This is a genomic window from Duganella vulcania, assembly GCF_009857655.1.
GTDB classification, from domain to species: Bacteria; Pseudomonadota; Gammaproteobacteria; order Burkholderiales; family Burkholderiaceae_D; genus Rugamonas; species Rugamonas vulcania.
The window spans coordinates 1-17,860 of sequence record NZ_WWCX01000003.1; the positions used below are offsets into that span (position 1 = coordinate 1).

Genomic DNA, 17,860 nt, shown 5'->3' on the forward strand with positions numbered 1-17,860 from the left:
GCCACGCCGTTGGCGCCGCGCAGCAGGCGGCCGTCGACGCAGTAGCCGCCGCCGGCGCCGGTGCCGATGATGGCGCCGAACATGGTCGGCTGGCCGTGCGCGGCGCCGCCTTGCGCTTCAGACAGCGCGAAGCACTGGCAATCGTTGCCGACGGCGACCCGCCGCTCCAGCGCATCCTTGAGCGCATGCGCCACGGCGCGGCCGTTCAATGCCGGCACGTTGGAGCTGAGCTGGCGCCCGGTAGCGCTGTCGATCACGCCGGGCAGGCCGATGCCAACCGGCGCGCGCAGGCCGAGCGCCTTGTCGGCGCGGCCCACCAGGCCCTGGATCGCCAGCAGGAACTCGGCGAAATCGGTGCCCGGCGTGGCGATGCGCTCGCGGTGGACTTCCTTCAATTCATGGCCGGCTTCGGCAAACGCCACCAGCTCTATCTTGGTGCCGCCGATGTCGATGCCGTGATAGCCGCGTGGTTCAGAATTCGTCATGACGGTAAATGGTGACGCCCTGTACGACACGATTGACAGTGCCGCCAGCAAAAGGATTATCGGGACGCAGCTGCAGCAACGCCGACTGGTGCAGCGCATACTGCTGCGCCATCAGCAGCCACAAAGGCGCCAGCCATGCGTCCGGCCAGGCCGGCGCATCGATGCCGATGTCGGCGCCCGCGCCCACGGTCAGGCAGCGGCCCGCCACCTGGTCGCGCTGAAGCTCCAGCAGCAGGTCGTGCTCATAGCGGCGCGACAGCGGATCGGAACTGCGGAACAGCACCACCAGCGTCTCGGCGTTGAGCGCGGCCTTCGGGCCGTGGCGGAAACCGAGCGCGCTGTTGGCCATCGCCAGCACACTGCCGGCGGTCAGTTCGAGGATCTTCAGCGCAGCCTCCTTGGCCAGCGCTTCCAGCGGACCGCTGCCCAGGTAGACTACGCGCGACACGCGCTGCGCGGCCAGCTCCGCCACCGGCGCCGACCACGCGGCCAGCGCCTTGTCGCCCAAGTCGGCCAGCGTGTTGAGGCGCTCGGGCTGGAAATCGGGATCGAGCACACACAGCGCCGCCAGCAGCATGCAGGTGAAGCTGGAAGTCATGGCGAAGCCGCGGTCGCAACTTGCTGCCGGCATCATCAGGTTGAAGGCATCGCCATCGGCCTGCGTGGCCAGCGCGCCGTCGGCGTTGCAGGTGATGTTGAGGAAGCGCGCGGTCGGCACCATGTCGCGCACCAGTTGAACCGCCGCCGTACTTTCCGGGCTGTTGCCGCTGCGGGCGAAGGACACCACCAGCGTCGGCGCGCTGCGCTCAAGGTACAGCGCCGGATGCGTCAACAGGCTGGTAGTGGAGATGGCGCGCACCTGGCACGGCCAGGCCGCGTTGATTTCGTCGGCGATGATCTCGCCCACATAAGCCGAGCTGCCGGCGCCGGTCAGGATCACGCGCTGCTGCGGATTGCCCAGGGTGTCGCCGAGGAAGGCGGCGATGCTGTCTTTTTCGGCGGCGAGATGCGCCGCCAGCTCGCGCCAGAGGGCTGGCTGATGGACGATTTCTTCGGCGGTATCGAGGCCGCCGATATCGCGCCAGGCTTGGGGGGCACGCTGGAGTAGGTTGGTCATCGAAAGAATTGGTCTGGTTAAGTCATCGAAAGAATAAGGTCTTATTTTCGAAATGTCAAATTCGAAAGCAAAAAGAAAGTTACGAAACTAAGGTGCTAGCGCTGGTTGTACCACTTTCGCCACGTAAACGAAAGTTTGTTATTCGATCAACTATCAATACGAAAGATTTGCCGCATATTTTTAAAATTTTCTCTTTCTTTTTGTTGACCTGCTTTGCTTTTATTCCTAGAGTAATTGCATCGCAACGGTTTTTCTTTCGAGAAGCAAACTATGAAACATATTTTCGCCACCGCCGCCTTGCTGGCCAGCGCACCCCTGCTGGCCGCTCCGATCGGCAATTTGCGCACCGTCACCGCCGGCGCCGGCCAGCAGTGGGACCTGGTCACCGACACCGGCGCCCACATACAGGTTAGCTTGCCGCGCGCCGACGTGCTGCATATTTGGGCCGGCCCCAAATCCGGCCTGACCGGCGCCGGCGACAAGGCCGCGCCCATCGTCGTCGGCACGCCCGCCGCCACGGTGGAGCACAGCGTCAGCGAGCAGGCCGACCATATCCTGATCCGCACGCCGGCCCTGAGCCTGCGCATCGACCGCAAGCCGCTGCGTTTCAGCTTGTTCCGCGCCGGCGACGCCCAGCCGCTGTGGCGCGAGATCCAGCCGCTGGAACTGGGCGACAAGCAAAGCGTGCAGACGCTGAGCAGCGACAAGGCCGAACGCTTCTTCGGCGGCGGCCAGCAGAACGGCCGCTATGAGTTCAAGGGCAAGCAGTTGCAGGTGTCGTACTCCGGCGGTTGGGAAGAGGGCGACCGTCCCAGCCCCGCACCGTTTTTGATGAGCTCACGCGGCTGGGGCATGCTGCGCAACACCTGGTCCGACGGCAGCTACGACCTGCGCCAGAACGACCAGATCTCGCTGGAGCACAATGAGGCGCGCTTCGACGCCTACTACTTCGTCGGCAAGGACCTGCGCGATGTGCTGGCCCGCTACACCGAATGGACCGGCCGCGCGCGCATGCTGCCACGCTGGGCGCTGGAATACGGCGACGCCGATTGCTACAACGACGGCGACAACGTCAAGAAGCCCGGCACCGTGCCCAAAGGCTGGACCGACGGCCCGACCGGCAAGACGCCGGATGTGATCGAGACCGTCGCGCGCCAGTACCGCGAGCATGACATGCCGGGCGGCTGGATCCTGCCGAACGACGGCTATGGCTGCGGCTATTCGGCGCTGCCGGAGACGGTGCAAGGCCTGGCCAAGTACGGCTTCCGCACAGGCCTGTGGACCGAGAACGGCGTCGAGAAAATGGCGTGGGAGGTCGGCACCGCCGGCACCCGCGTGCAGAAGCTGGACGTGGCCTGGACCGGCAAGGGCTACCAGTTCTCGCTGGACGCGAACAAGTCGGCCTACGACGGCATCCTGAATAACTCCGACGGCCGTCCGTTCATCTGGACCGTGATGGGTTGGGCCGGCACGCAGCGCTACGCGGTCACCTGGACCGGCGACCAGAGCGCCAGCTGGGACTACATCCGCTGGCACGTGCCGACGCTGATCGGCTCCGGCCTGTCCGGCCAGGCCTACGCCACCGGCGATGTCGACGCGATTTTCGGCGGCAGCCCGGAGACCTATACCCGCGACCTGCAATGGAAAAGCTTCACGCCGGTGCTGATGGGGATGTCCGGCTGGGCGGCGGCGGAGCGCAAGCATCCATGGTGGTTCGCCGAACCTTACGTCAGCATCAACCGCCGCTACCTGAAGCTGAAGATGCGCCTGACGCCTTATATGTACACGCTGATGCGCGAGACGGAGCAGAACGGCGCGCCGCTGGTGCGTGGCCTGATGTGGGATAACCCGGACGATCCGGCGGCCTACACCGAAGCCTACAAATACCAGTACCTGCTGGGCCGCGACCTGCTGGTGGCGCCGGTGTACCGCAGCCAGGCGGTCAGCCAGGGCTGGCGCCGCGGCATCCACCTGCCGCAGGGCCGCTGGTTCGACTACTGGGACGGCCGCCAGGCCACGGCAGGCAAGGGCGGACGCGATATCGACCTCGCCGTCACGCTGGACAAGCTGCCGGTGTTCGTGCGCGCCGGCGCCATCCTGCCGATGTATCCGGAGATGCTGTACGACGGCGAGAAGCCGAAGGACGTGTTGACGCTGGACCTGTATCCACAAGGCGCCTCCGAATTCACGCTGTACGAAGACGACGGCAACACCCGCAAGTACCAGGACGGCGCCTTCAGCCAGCAGCTGATCCGCATGAACGCCGCCGACGATGGCGTGACGGTCGACGTGGAACCGGTGGTGGGCAGCTACGCCGGCCAGCCCGTGCGCCGCGCCTACGCCTTGCGTGTTCTGGCCCGCCAGCGTCCGTTCGCCGTCAGCACCGGCAGCGCCGTGCTGCCGCCATTGGCCGACCGCGCCGCTTTCGATGTCGCCGCCGAAGGCTGGTACTTCGACGCCGCCGAGCGACTGGGCACCTTGCACGTCAAGACGGCCAGCCAGGACATCCGCCAGCCGTTGCGCTTCACCGTGCAGGCCAGTGCCGCGCGGACGGTGGCCGACGACGCCTTCCCATCCGCCCCGGTGCTGGGCCGCGCCATCCCGGCCGACGCCATGATGGTGATGAACCGTCCGGCCGAGGAAACCGGCTACCCGCTGGAAAACGCCTTCGACAACAACCCCGCCACCTGGTTCCGCACCACGCGCAGTCCGGCGGTCCAGGGCGGCCCACACGAATGGGTGATCGGCTTCACCGAGCGCCGGTTGGTCGACGGCATCGAGATCGCGCCGCGCAACGACCAGCACTGGCAGCACGGCCAGATCCGCGACTACGAGATCTACATGGGCGATAACAACGGCGACTGGGGCCAGCCGGTCAAACGCGGCCAGCTGAAACTCCAGAAGGAAGCGCAGACGATCAGCTTCCCGCCAGCCGCCGGCCGCCTGCTGCGCTTCCGCGTCATGAGCACGCAGAACCCCGAAGGCGATGGTGCCTCCGCCACCGACCCAATGGTGACGGCCGTCGGCACGCCAGCCGCCCGCGCCTACAACGCCGCAGTGCCAAGCGAAGTCCAGCCGGTCACGCTGTCCGAGTTCCGCGTGATGGCCTACCAGCCGAAGGAAGGCCCGGAAGTACAGCAGTTCCTGTCCGACCTGGCCTTGCCGAAGAACGTCAGCCGCGACCAGCCGGTCCACGGTAAAGAGATGCGCATGAACGGCCTGTGGTTCCGCAAGGGCCTCGGCGTCGGCCCATCCAGCCGCGTGGACCTGCAACTGTCCGGTAACTGGAACCTGCTGCGCGCCGACCTGGGTGTGGACGACAGCTGCCGCAGCGCGGGCGGTTTGCAGTTCCAGGTCTGGAGCGGCGAGCGGCTGCTGTACGACAGTGGCCTGATCGCCGCGCCGGCCGTCGTCAAGCCGGAAATCGATGTGCGCGGACTGAGTCAACTCAGCCTGCGCACCCTGGGCGCGCGCGGCGGCAAGCCGGCCCAGGTCTGTGGCAACTGGGCCAACGCGGTCCTGATAGGCACCGAGGGCAGCACCGTCCGGCCACGCTGACCTCACCTCCGTTTTCACAAGTAAGAGCCCCTCTTCGGACCGGGGAGGGGCGGTTGCAGCCGTAAATAAACCACTAATAACAGGGAGACTATGATGCACATGAAAAAACTGGTGGCCGCGATGATGGCGGTGGGCCTGGCCTCGACTGCGCTGGCAGCCGATGAACTGGACGAGCAGGGACAAAAGAGCGCCAGGGACGAGAAGACGATCCCGCGAGTCGAGGTAACCGGATCGAGCCTGAAACGCATCAATGCCGAAACCGCGTCGCCGGTGCAGGTGGTCGACGCCAAGCAGATCGAAAACATGGGCGCCCGCACGCTGCTGCAGGTGCTCGACAACCTGCCGGCCGCGCGCCCATCGCAGCAGGACTTCCGCTCGATGTTCACCGGCTCCGATGGCGCCTCGCAGGCCAACCTGCGCGGCATGGGCGCACAGGGCACGCTGGTGCTGCTGAATGGCCGCCGCCTGTCGTTCTACGGCGCGCCGGCCGGCTTCCAGACCATGTTCGTCAACATCGACGCCATCCCCGCTGCCGCCATCGAGCGCATGGAGATACTGACCGACGGCGCGTCGGCCGTCTACGGTTCGGACGCGGTGGCGGGTGTCATCAACGTCATCACGAAGAAGAGCTACCAGGGCCTGGAAGCGCGCGCCACCGCCGACACCTCGACCAACGTCAAGGCCTACGGCGAGCGCCAGGCCAACGTCATTTACGGCCTTGGTGACTTGAACACCGACGGCTACAACGTCTACGGCTCGGTCAACGTCTACCAGCGCGACCGCATCGCGCTGGCCGACACCTACCTGAAACGCCCCGACTACTTCTACGTCAACAACCCGACCTTCGTCTCCGGCATGCGCATCGGCACCGGCAGCGAACCGGGCGTGGTGAATCCGGGCACGCTGTTCGTCTTCGACAAATCCAGGAACAACGCCCGCACCCAGCGCGCCGTCAACGGCTGCGGCACCTCGATCACCGAAGCCGCCGGCACCCGCTGCGTATGGAACTCGCTGCCATACCAGCTTGACACCGGTCCGACGTCGGACCGTTTGACCGGCTACCTCAGTGGCCGCATGAAGCTGGGCGGCGACCTGGAAGGCTTCGCCGAAGCGGCCTACACGCACATCAAGCTGCGCGGCGAGAACGGCCCGCGCAGCTTCAACAGCGGCAGCACCAACAACTGGTTCGCGCGTAACACCGGCACCACGCTCAACACCTTCGTCACGCCATATCTCGGCCCTAACAACGTCTACCTGAAGGGCAAGCTCGATGCCGACATGGCGGCCAAGATGGGCGGCGCGGCGGGGCTGAACTACATCATGCTCGACGCGCCGGGCCACTTCGGCCAGACCAACGAGGACGACAACTACCGCGGGCTGGTTGGCCTGCGCGGCAGCATCGGCGGCGACTGGGACTTCGAGACGGCGCTCAGCGTGGCGGGCAGCCACTCGACGCTGTACCAGACGATCAACATCAACACCCAGGGCTTCGCCAAGGCCTTCGGCCCGTTCACCACCGACGCGGCCACCGGCCGCACCTACATCGCCGACAACCCGGCCTACAAGTTCGGCGAAATCAGCGACGCAAACGGCGCACTGCTGCGCGCCGCCTATCCGACCTTCGACATCCAGTCCTGGACCAAGTTGATCACCTGGGACGGCAAGATCGAAGGCACCATCGCCAAGCTGGGCGAGCGCGAAGTACGCGCCGCATTCGGCGTGAACCTGATGCGCGAGAGCTTCTACACGCCGGGCAACCAGGACGCGGCCAACGGCTACATCACGCAGCAGGGCGGTTCGTGGTTCGACGGCCAGCGCAACGTGGCCGCCGTGTTTGGCGAAGTGGTGATACCGGTCACCGACACGCTGGAAGTGAACGCCGCCGCGCGCCTGGACAAATACCCGAACTTCGCCGCCAACCTGGCGCCGAAGATCGGCGTGCTGTGGCGCGCCCGTCCCGAGGTGATGGTGCGTGGCACCTACTCGGAAGGCTTCCGTGCGCCCAACCTGGCCGAATCGGGCAGCGGCGGCGTGTTCGCACAGGTGGGCGGCATCCGCGACACCGTGCGCTGCGACGAGACCAACGCGATGGCCAAGCTGCTGATGAAGTCCGTCACGCCGGCCGAAGCGGAGCTGGGCAAGAACCTGCTCAATTCGAACTGCTCGACCACGGTCGGCGGCCTGACGCCGCCCAACCCGCAACTGCGTCCGGAGAAGGCCAAGATCTCCACCGCCGGCCTGGTGCTGCAGCCGGCCAAGGATGTCAGCATCTCGGTCGATTACTGGTTCGTCTATCGCCGCAACGAGATCGTGCGCCAGGACTTCAATGAACTGTTCACGCAACTGGTGGACAAATACGGCCCGGCGCTGGCCGGCACCACCGCCGCGATCCGCAACCCGATCACCGACGCGGATCGTGGCAACATGGCCGCCGTCGCCGCGATGTGCAACAACCCGGCCAACACCGCGGCCTGCGCAGGCGGCGTGCCGAAGTACTCGGTCGGCAACCTGGGCGGCTTGATCAACTCCTACTCGAACCGTGGCCGCACGCTGCTCGACGGGATCGACGTCGACGCCCGCACCCGCGTATCGCTGGGCGAGTACGGCAAGTTGAACACCGGCGTCTCGGCCACGATCCGCCGGCGCGAGACCTACAACTCCGAGGACGGCACCGGCTTCACCGGCAACGCGGTCGGCTTCTACGACTCGCCGCGCGTGCGCGCCACCTTCAATGCCGACTGGGCGTACCGTAACTTCGTCACCAGCATGTTCGTCAACTACACCGGCAAGACCAAGTGGGCATACGGCCCATGGGACAAGGACAACACGCCGGAAAAATGCACTGCAGCCTCGGTCGCGCTGCCGGAGAACCTGTGCGGCGGCGCGCCGTCGTACTACACGGTCAACCTGGGCCTGAACTGGAAACCGATGAAGAACCTGGATCTGGGCCTGAACATCAAGAACCTGCTGAACAAGCAGCCGACGTACGATCCGAACGGCTGGGAAGGTTATAACCACAGCCAGAACCTGTTCGGCCGCATGTATTCGTTCTCGGCCAACTACAAGTTCTTCTGACCCTTCCCGAGGAGCGCATCATGAAACAACGACCTTTGAGCCAAAGACGATTGTTCCTGTATTCCGCAGCATTGATGTTGAGCGCCTGCGGCGGTGAAAGCACCGGCGGCCAGACAGGGCAAACCGCCGCGCAGGTGACGACGAGCGAGTCGCAGGCCAGTTTGGCCGCCGTCAATGCGAAGACGGTGGCGCTGGCAGGCAATGCCTTCATCACCAGCGCTCCGCCTGGCGCGGAGGAGGAAATCAACGGCAACGGCCTGGCCAACTGGAGCAACCCCGCCACGGTCACCAGCGCCTACTTCCGCATGGCGTCCGCAGGTTCGGTCACGCTGGGCCTGGACGCCCGGCTGGCCGGCAGTACTCGCAGCACGATACGCGTCACCGTCAACGGCAAGCCGTTCCTGGTGAAGCTGTCCGCCAACGGCGGCGGGACCTACCAGGTCGGCTCCGTCCACGTTACTGAGCCGGGTTACGTCAAGGTCGACCTGCAGGGTGTCAGCAAGGACGGCGGCTACTTCGGCGACGTCTCCGCGCTGCGCGTGACCACCAGCGCCGTCATCAACTACGCCAACGACGCGGCCAACTACTACTGGTCGCGGCGCGGGCCGTCGGTCCACTTGGGCTACACCACGCCGGCCAACACCGAGTACTTCTACAACGAGGTGACGGTGCCGGCGGGCCAGGATCCGGAAGGCTCCTACTACATGGCCAACGGTTTCGGCCAGGGCTACTTCGGTATCCAGGTGAAGTCGCCGAGCGAACGCTGGGTGCTGTTCTCGGTGTGGGATCCGGACGGCGGCGGCAAGACCACGCTGGTTAAAAAGGGCGCGGGCGTGGTGGACAACAGCTTCGGCGGCGAGGGCACCGGCGGCCAGTCCCACCTCAGCTACAACTGGATCAGCGGGAACACCTACCGTTTCATCACGCGCGCACGGCCGGACGGCGCCGGCGCCACCGACTACTCGGCGTGGTTCTACGCGCCGGAGCTGGGCGTGTGGCGCTTTATCGCCACCTGGAAGCGTCCCGCCACCACGACCTATCTGACGGGATCCTACTCCTTCCTGGAGAATTTCATCGATACCAAGGGCTACACCGGCCGGCGTGCATCGTTTGGAAACCAGTGGGCCCGCGATGTGTCGGGCGCGTGGTCCGAGGTGACCAAGGCGCGCTTCACCGGCGATGCCACCGTGACCAACGTCCAGCGTATGGATTACGCCGGCGGCCTGGATAACGGTCAGTTCTATTTGCGGAACGGCGGCTTCTTCGCCGGCTATGTTCCCGTGAACCAGAACTTCACCCGTCCCGCCACCGGCCAGCAGCCGGCCGTGGATGTGACCACGCTGCCGCAGCAATAAAATAAAAAGGAGCACCATGAATTCAGCTTTTAATCGACGAGACTTCCTGGCCGCCGGCGCGGCCCTGGCGGGCAGCCTGATGATGCCCAAGGCATTTGGCGCCACCCGCGAGCGGGTACGCATCGGCATGATAGGCACCGGCATGCGCGGCCAGGTGCTGCTGCAGGAGCTGCTGCGCCGCGACGACGTCGAAGTCGTCGCGCTGTGCGACATCGAGCCGCAGATGCTGGGCCGCGCGCTCAAGCAGGTGGAAAAATCCGGCAAGGCCAGGCCGAAGACCTTCGGCGAGGACCGCGATCCGCAAGCCTACAAGCGCATGCTGGACGCCGGCGCGCTGGACGGCGTGATCATCGCCACGCCATGGGAATGGCACGCGCCGATGGCCATCGCCGCCATGCAGGCCAAGGTGCCCGTCGGCTGCGAGGTGGTGGCCGGCATCACGCTGCAGGAGCACTGGGATGTGCTGAACACGCAGCTCAAGACCAACACGCCGTATATGCTGCTGGAGAACGTGTGCTTTCGCCGCGACGTGATGGCGGTGCTGCAGATGGTGCGTTCCGGCCTGTTCGGCGAGCTGGTACACCTGCAGGGCGGCTACCAGCACGACCTGCGCGCGGTGAAGTTCAACAGCGGCGATCCGGCCAAGCCGTATGGCGGCGGTGTGGAGTTCGGCGCCGGCGGCTGGTCGGAGGCCAAGTGGCGCACGGCGCATTCGGTGCAGCGCAACGGCGAGCTGTATCCCAGCCACGGCATCGGCCCGTGCGCGATGTACACCAACATCAACCGCGGCAACCGCTTCACGCGCATCAACAGCTTCGCCACCAAGGCGCGCGGTCTGCACGACTACATCGTCAAGCAGCCCGGCGGCGCGGCCAGCCCCAGCGCGAAGGTGCAGTTCAAGCTGGGCGACGTGGTCACCACTACGCTGGCCTGCGAGAACGGCGAGACCATCGTGCTGCAGCACGACACTTCGCTACCGCGCCCGTATTCATTGGGCTTCCGCGTGCAGGGCACGGACGGGCTGTGGATGGACGTGAACAATTCCATCCACATCGAGGGCAAGAGCAAGCCGCATCAGTGGGAGGACTTCCAGGCCTACCAGGACAAGTACGACCATCCGCTGTGGCGCAAGCACGCCAAGGACGCGGAGGGCGCCGGCCATGGCGGCATGGACTTCTTCGTCATCCAGTCATTCATCGAGGCGCTGAAGGCGAGGGCGCCGATGCCGATCGATATCTACGACGCGGTGACGTGGAGTGCCATCTCGCCGCTGTCGGAGCAGTCGATCGCGCAGAACTTCCAGACGCTGGACTTCCCGGACTTCACGGCCGGGGCCTGGAAGACGCGCAAGCCGATCTTCGCACTGTAAGGTAGGTTACAATCTGCTGCGCCTAAACCTAGCAAAGCAGATTGAAACCTACATGCCATCACGCCGCCTTTCCCTTGTCGCTTTAACCATCCTTGCCGCAGCCGCCATCGTCGGCTGCAAGACCAATCCTTCGATTGAAACCCCTTCGGCGCCGCTGGCGGTGCCGGAGCCCCTGCCGCCCAAGAAGATCAAGATCGGCCTGGCGCTGGGTGGCGGCGCGGCGCGCGGCTTCGCCCACATCGGCGTGATCAAGGCGCTCGAGGCGCAAGGTATTTATCCGGACATCGTGGTCGGCACCAGTGCCGGCAGCGTGGTTGGCGCGCTGTACGCGGCCGGTAACACCGGCTTCCAGTTGCAGAAGGTGGCGATGGACATGGACGAAGCTGCGATCTCCGACTGGGCCGTGCCGTTGTTCGGCAAGAGCTCCGGCGTGCTGAAAGGCGAGGCGCTGCAGACCTACGTCAACAAGGCGGTCAACAACCAGCCTATCGAAAAGCTCAAGATCCCGTTCGGCGCGGTGGCGTCTGATTTGAAGACCGGCCAGCCGATCCTCTTCCAGCGCGGGAATACCGGCATGGCGGTGCGGGCGTCGTCGTCGGTGCCGGGGGTGTTCCAGCCGGTGGTGATCAACGGCCGCTCCTACGTGGACGGCGGCCTGGTGGCGCCGGTGCCGGTGCGCTTCGCGCGCGACATGGGCGCGGACTTCGTCATCGCCGTGAACATCTCGACCCAGGCCGACGTGCAGGCCACCGTCAGCTCGCTGGATGTGATCATGCAGACCTTCAGCATCATGGGCCAGCGCATCAACCAGTACGAATTGAAGGATGCGGACGTGGTGATCTCGCCAAGCCTGGGCAAGATGGCGGGCAACGACTTCGCCGGCCGCAACCAGGCGATCCTGGCGGGCGAGCAGGCCGCCGCCCAGGTGATGGGGCAGATCAAACAGAAACTGGAAGCGAAGCGCAAGCCATAGCAGTACAATATCCGGTCCAATAATAAGGAAGAACACATGCAAACCAAACCATACCTGTCGCTCGCCGACATCAAGAAGATCGCCGCCGGCGCCGAAGCCGAGGCAGTGGCCAACAACTGGCCGGTCGTGATCGCCATCGTGGACGACGGCGGCCATCTGCTGTGGCTGCAACGCCAGGACGGCGCCGCGCCGCTGTCGTCGCACATCGCCCCTGCCAAGGCGCGCGTGTCGGCGCTGGGCCGCCGCGAATCGAAGATCTACGAAGACATGATCAACAACGGCCGCACCGCCTTCCTGAGCGCCCCGGCGCCGATGGCCGATGGCCTGCTGGAAGGTGGCGTGCCCATCATCGTTGACGGCCATGTCGTCGGCGCCGTCGGCGTCTCGGGCGTCAAGTCGGCCGAGGATGTACAGGTAGCCAAGGCCGGCATCGCCGCGCTGAACTAAGCAACACCGTCGCACAAGAATGCCGTCTGGCTCAAAACCAGGCGGCATTTTCTATTGGAGAGTCGAGGCAGCATGCAGACCGCATGCCTATAATGTGATGTCACTGCGCTGCCATGACGCCTGAGCTGGAGGGGTTGGCCCGTGCATTGGGCCGACAAAAGGTTAAGCGAGGGAAGGAGCCGGTCTTTGCTCGGCATGCTGATCCTCGGCTGCCTCCGCCGTTGAGTATTCCGCATCACTCGTCGGGGCTGAAAATCGGCACCACCCAAAGCATCGTCGAGGCATTGCTCAAAGACGTTGTTGCGTGGGAGGTCATTTTACGGGAGAGCAAAGATGACTAAAATGGATGACAAAATTCGGGTGATTCTCGCTCGTCCATATGTGCGGCGGTTGTTGCCCGATCCTGAGTGTGGATACACCGTGACCGTTCATGAATTTCCTGGTTGTATAGCAGAAGGAGATACCGCCGAGGAAGCCCTGTCGAATTTTGATAGAGCCGCCGAGTCCTGGTTGGCGGTTTGTCTCTCAGGGGGCTACCCAATTATCGAGCCTTTGGAGGCTGCAGAACATCCTGGAAGGATAGCGCTGAGCATACCTCGTGGATTGCATTGCGACGTTGCCGAGTTGGCACAATTGGACGAGTGTACCGTTGAGCAATTGCTTGCGGTCGCAATTTCCGAATACGTCGGACGCAGAATGGGATTGACTCAGGGCGAGGCGGCGAAGTTGCACGGATTGACGGATCTTCCCAAGATGGACGCCACTGTTGCAAGTAAATAAAGCGGCGCCGCCAGTGGACATTTTGCCGGTATTTCGCCGGCGGTCCATTGCCAAGTAGGGGAGATTTGGTTATAATTCAAAGGTTTAGCCAATCTCACCTCTACCGTAGCGACTACCACTCACTCCATCATCAATTGACCTTCCACCCCGGCCTGCGACGGCGGGGGATACACGACGGTCGTCTGACGTGGCGCAGCTACGGTAACTTTATCAGGAGTTGCCCTTGCCGCCATTTTTTTCTGGCCCTGCCGTTCCAGCCATACTGGCCCTCGCTGACGGAACTATTTTCAAAGGTTTTTCGATCGGCGCCGCCGGTCATACAACCGGCGAGGTAGTCTTTAATACGTCCATGACCGGTTATCAGGAAATCCTGACCGATCCTTCCTATAGCCGCCAGATCGTCACCCTGACGTATCCGCATATCGGCAATACCGGCGTCAATCCGGAAGACGTCGAATCCACCAAAGTCCACGCAGCCGGTTTAATCATCCGTGACCTGCCGCTGATGGCCTCCAATTTCCGCTCCACCCAGTCGCTGTCCGATTACCTGAAGGCCGAGAACATCGTCGCCATCGCCGGTATCGACACCCGCAAGCTGACCCGTATCCTGCGCGAGAAGGGCGCCCAATCCGGCGCCATCCTGGTGGGCACCCAAGGCAATGAGCCGTCCGCGTCGCAAGCGCTGGACCTGGCTCGCTCCTTCCCGGGCATCACCGGCATGGACCTGGCCAAGGTCGTCACCGTCAAGTCGCAGTACGAGTACACCGAAACCGAATGGACGCTGGGCGAAGGCTACGGCAAACTGACGGACCCTAAATTCCACGTGGTCGCCTACGACTTCGGCGTCAAGCGCAACATCCTGCGCATGCTGACCGCGCGCGGCTGCAAGGTCACCGTGGTGCCGGCGCAGACTTCCGCCGCCGACGTGCTGGCGCTGAACCCGGACGGCGTGTTCCTGTCGAACGGCCCAGGCGATCCTGAGCCGTGCGACTACGCGATCGCCGCCGCCAAGGTCTTCATGGAGAAGAAGCTGCCGCTGTTCGGCATCTGCCTTGGCCACCAGATCATGGGTCTGGCCTCCGGCGCGAAAACGCTGAAGATGAAGTTCGGCCACCACGGCGCCAACCACCCGGTACAAGACCTGGACAGCAAACAAGTGCTGATCACGTCCCAGAACCACGGCTTCGCTGTGGACCCGGACACCCTGCCGGCCAACTGCCGCGTAACCCACAAATCGCTGTTCGACGGTTCGCTGCAGGGCTTCGCCCGCACCGACACGCCGGCCTTCTGCTTCCAGGGCCACCCTGAAGCGTCGCCCGGCCCGACTGACGTCGCTTACCTGTTTGACCGCTTCATCGGCATGATGGAAGCAACGGAGAAAAAATAAGATGCCTAAACGTACAGACATTAAAAGTATTCTGATTATTGGCGCTGGCCCGATCATCATCGGCCAGGCTTGCGAGTTCGATTATTCCGGCGCACAGGCCTGCAAGGCCCTGCGCGAAGAGGGCTACAAAGTCATCCTGGTCAACAGCAATCCAGCGACCATCATGACCGACCCTGAAATGGCCGACGTCACCTACGTCGAGCCGATCACCTGGCAAGTCGTCGAGAAGATCATCGCCAAGGAAAAGCCGGACGCGATCCTGCCGACCATGGGCGGCCAGACCGCGCTGAACTGCGCGCTGGACCTGCATCGCCACGGTGTGCTCGACAAGTACAAGGTCGAACTGATCGGCGCCACGCCGGAAGCCATCGACAAGGCCGAAGACCGCTCCAAGTTCAAGGACGCGATGACCAAGATCGGCCTCGGTTCGGCCAAGTCGGGCGTCTCGCACACCATGGAAGAATCGTGGGCCGTGCAGCGCACGCTGGGCTTCCCGGTCATCATCCGTCCGTCGTTCACGATGGGCGGCACCGGCGGCGGCATCGCCTACAACGAAGAAGAATTCGAGACCATCTGCAAACGCGGCCTGGAAGCTTCGCCAACCTCCGAACTGCTGATCGAAGAATCGCTGATCGGCTGGAAAGAGTACGAGATGGAAGTGGTGCGCGACAAGGCGGACAACTGCATCATCATCTGCTCGATCGAAAACCTCGATCCGATGGGCGTGCACACCGGCGACTCGATCACCGTCGCTCCTGCGCAAACGCTGACCGACAAGGAATACCAGATCATGCGCAACGCCTCGCTGGCGGTGCTGCGTGAAATCGGCGTCGACACCGGCGGCTCCAACGTGCAGTTCTCGATCAACCCGGCCGACGGCCGCATGATCGTCATCGAAATGAATCCGCGCGTATCGCGTTCGTCGGCACTGGCGTCGAAGGCCACCGGCTTCCCGATCGCCAAGGTCGCGGCCAAGCTGGCCGTGGGCTTCACGCTGGACGAGCTGCGCAACGAGATCACCGGCGGCGCGACCCCGGCCTCGTTCGAACCGTCGATCGACTACGTCGTCACCAAGATCCCGCGCTTCACGTTCGAGAAGTTCCCGACCGCCGACCACCACCTGACCACGCAAATGAAATCGGTCGGCGAAGTGATGGCGATCGGCCGCACCTTCCAGGAATCGTTCCAGAAAGCGCTGCGCGGCCTGGAAGTGGGCGTCGATGGCCTGAACGAGAAGACCAAGGACCGCGAGAAGATCGAAGAGGAACTGGGCGAGCCAGGTCCTGAGCGCATCTGGTACGTGGGCGACGCGTTCGCGCAAGGCTTCACGCTGGAAGAAGTGCACCAGCTGACCAAGATCGACCCATGGTTCCTGATCCAGATTAAGGAGATCGTGGACCTGGAACTGTGGATGGACACGCAGAAGCTGGAGCAGATCGACCGCAACACGCTTTACAAGCTGAAGCAAAAAGGCTTCTCGGACCGCCGCCTGGCCTTCCTGCTGCAGACCGATGCCAAGACCGTGCGCGCCAAGCGCCATGAGCTCAACATCCGTCCCGTGTACAAGCGCGTGGACACCTGCGCCGCGGAGTTCTCGACCAACACCGCCTACATGTACTCGACCTACGATGAAGAGTGCGAGTCCAACCCGACCGACAAGAAGAAGATCATGGTGCTGGGCGGTGGCCCTAACCGTATCGGCCAGGGTATCGAATTCGACTACTGCTGCGTGCACGCGGCGCTGGCGATGCGCGAAGATGGCTACGAGACCATCATGGTCAACTGCAATCCCGAAACCGTGTCGACCGACTACGATACGTCGGACCGCCTGTACTTCGAATCGCTGACGCTGGAAGACGTGCTGGAAATCGTCGAACTGGAAAAACCGGTCGGCGTGATCGTGCAGTACGGCGGCCAGACCCCGTTGAAACTGGCGCTGGACCTGGAAGCGAACGGCGTGCCTATCGTCGGCACCTCGCCGGACATGATCGACGCCGCCGAAGACCGCGAGCGTTTCCAGCAGCTGCTGCACAAGCTGAACCTGCGCCAGCCGCCTAACCGCACCGCGCGCACCGAAGCCGACGCCCTGGCGCTGGCACAGGAAATCGGCTACCCGCTGGTGGTGCGTCCTTCCTACGTGCTGGGTGGCCGCGCGATGGAAATCGTCCACGAGCAGCGCGACCTGGAACGCTACATGCGCGAAGCGGTCAAGGTATCGCACGATTCGCCGGTGCTGCTGGACCGCTTCCTGAACGACGCCATCGAGTGCGACGTCGATTGCATCTCCGACGGCGAAACCACCTTCATCGGCGGCGTGATGGAACACATCGAACAAGCCGGCGTGCACTCGGGCGACTCGGCCTGCTCGCTGCCGCCTTACTCGCTGGCGCAGGAGACCATCGATGAACTGAAGCGCCAGACCGCGCTGATGGCCAAGGGCCTGAACGTGGTCGGCCTGATGAACGTGCAATTCGCGATCCAGAAGCAGGAACGCGACGGCGAACTGCGCGACGTGGTGTATGTGCTGGAAGTGAACCCGCGCGCCTCGCGCACCGTGCCGTTCGTGTCCAAGGCCACCGGCCTGCAGCTGGCGAAGATCGCCGCGCGCTGCATGGTCGGCCAGACCCTGGCGCAGCAAGGCATCACGCACGAAGTCGTGCCGCCTTACTTCAGCGTCAAGGAAGCCGTGTTCCCGTTCGTGAAATTCCCGGGCGTCGACACCATCCTCGGACCTGAGATGAAATCGACCGGTGAAGTCATGGGCGTCGGCAAGACCTTCGGCGAGGCCTTCGTCAAGTCGCAGCTGGGCGCGGGCATCAAGCTGCCGAAGTCGGGCAAGGTGTTCCTGTCGGTGAAATCGTCGGACAAGCCACGCGCCGTGAAAGTGGCGCGCGACCTGGTGGACATCGGCTTCACGCTGGTGGCGACCAAGGGCACGGCCGCCGTTATCGCGGCGGCAGGCATCCCGGTCACGCCGGTGAACAAGGTGGTCGAAGGCCGTCCGCACGTGGTCGACATGATCAAGAACCACGAGATCGTCCTGGTGATCAACACGGTGGAAGAGAAGCGCAGCGCCATCACCGACTCGCGTGCCATCCGCACCTCGTCGCTGGCCTCGCGCGTGACCACGTACACCACCATCGCCGGCGCGGAAGCGGCGGTCGAAGGCATCCGTCATTTGGACGAGTTGCAAGTGTACGATTTACAAGGGCTGCATAAAACCTTACACTAAGGTTCTTTCGTCGCCCCGGTGACGAAAACAGTACCTTTTAACCACAGAGCTCGCGCTGCAGGTTGGCGTGGCCTCTGTGGTT

The 17,860-nt window shown here is 63.9% G+C and carries 11 protein-coding genes; 9 read left to right on the forward strand and 2 right to left on the reverse strand.

Annotated elements, in window-relative coordinates; translation table 11 throughout:
- Positions 1 to 485 (reverse strand): ROK family protein (locus tag GTP90_RS04445; protein WP_161082368.1); only part of this gene is annotated, 485 nt, incomplete at its 3' end.
- Positions 472 to 1,602, reverse strand: coding sequence for an SIS domain-containing protein (locus GTP90_RS04450; RefSeq protein WP_161082369.1), 1,131 nt, complete (start codon positions 1,600 to 1,602; stop codon positions 472 to 474). The genes GTP90_RS04445 and GTP90_RS04450, both read right to left, overlap by 14 nt.
- A 270-nt stretch (positions 1,603 to 1,872) precedes the next feature.
- Here GTP90_RS04450 and GTP90_RS04455 point away from each other — a divergent pair, with 270 nt between their 5' ends.
- The 9 genes from GTP90_RS04455 to carB all read left to right on the forward strand — a co-directional run bounded on the left by GTP90_RS04455 (position 1,873) and on the right by carB (position 17,778).
- On the forward strand, positions 1,873 to 5,160 hold the full coding sequence (locus GTP90_RS04455) for a TIM-barrel domain-containing protein (RefSeq protein WP_161082370.1): 3,288 nt from the start codon (positions 1,873 to 1,875) through the stop codon (positions 5,158 to 5,160).
- A 90-nt stretch (positions 5,161 to 5,250) separates the two neighbouring features.
- Positions 5,251 to 8,235: a TonB-dependent receptor plug domain-containing protein gene (locus GTP90_RS04460; protein ID WP_254451725.1), complete on the forward strand. Its 2,985-nt coding sequence runs from the start codon at positions 5,251 to 5,253 to the stop codon at positions 8,233 to 8,235.
- A gap of 20 nt (positions 8,236 to 8,255) precedes the next feature.
- Complete coding sequence (locus GTP90_RS04465; protein ID WP_254451726.1) at positions 8,256 to 9,590, forward strand: DUF3472 domain-containing protein; 1,335 nt, start codon at positions 8,256 to 8,258, stop codon at positions 9,588 to 9,590.
- A gap of 16 nt (positions 9,591 to 9,606) precedes the next feature.
- Positions 9,607 to 10,959 carry a Gfo/Idh/MocA family protein gene (locus GTP90_RS04470; RefSeq protein WP_161082372.1) on the forward strand — a complete coding sequence of 451 codons (1,353 nt, stop codon included), beginning with the start codon at positions 9,607 to 9,609 and terminating at the stop codon, positions 10,957 to 10,959.
- Positions 10,960 to 11,011: 52 nt separating this feature from the next.
- A complete protein-coding gene (locus tag GTP90_RS04475) occupies positions 11,012 to 11,932 on the forward strand; it encodes a patatin-like phospholipase family protein (protein WP_161082373.1) in 921 nt (306 codons plus the stop codon).
- A gap of 36 nt (positions 11,933 to 11,968) precedes the next feature.
- Positions 11,969 to 12,379, forward strand: a complete 411-nt coding sequence (locus tag GTP90_RS04480) for a heme-binding protein (protein WP_161082374.1) — start codon at positions 11,969 to 11,971, stop codon at positions 12,377 to 12,379.
- A 333-nt stretch (positions 12,380 to 12,712) separates the two neighbouring features.
- The gene (locus tag GTP90_RS04485; protein ID WP_161082375.1) at positions 12,713 to 13,159 is read left to right on the forward strand and encodes a type II toxin-antitoxin system HicB family antitoxin; all 447 of its coding nucleotides are present in this window, start codon (positions 12,713 to 12,715) and stop codon (positions 13,157 to 13,159) included.
- A 223-nt stretch (positions 13,160 to 13,382) separates the two neighbouring features.
- Positions 13,383 to 14,546, forward strand: coding sequence for a glutamine-hydrolyzing carbamoyl-phosphate synthase small subunit (gene carA / locus GTP90_RS04490; RefSeq protein ID WP_117009898.1), 1,164 nt, complete (start codon positions 13,383 to 13,385; stop codon positions 14,544 to 14,546).
- Between the two features lies 1 nt (position 14,547).
- Positions 14,548 to 17,778 carry a carbamoyl-phosphate synthase large subunit gene (carB, locus tag GTP90_RS04495; RefSeq protein ID WP_161082376.1) on the forward strand — a complete coding sequence of 1,077 codons (3,231 nt, stop codon included), beginning with the start codon at positions 14,548 to 14,550 and terminating at the stop codon, positions 17,776 to 17,778.
- The last annotated feature ends 82 nt before the right edge of the window (positions 17,779 to 17,860 follow it).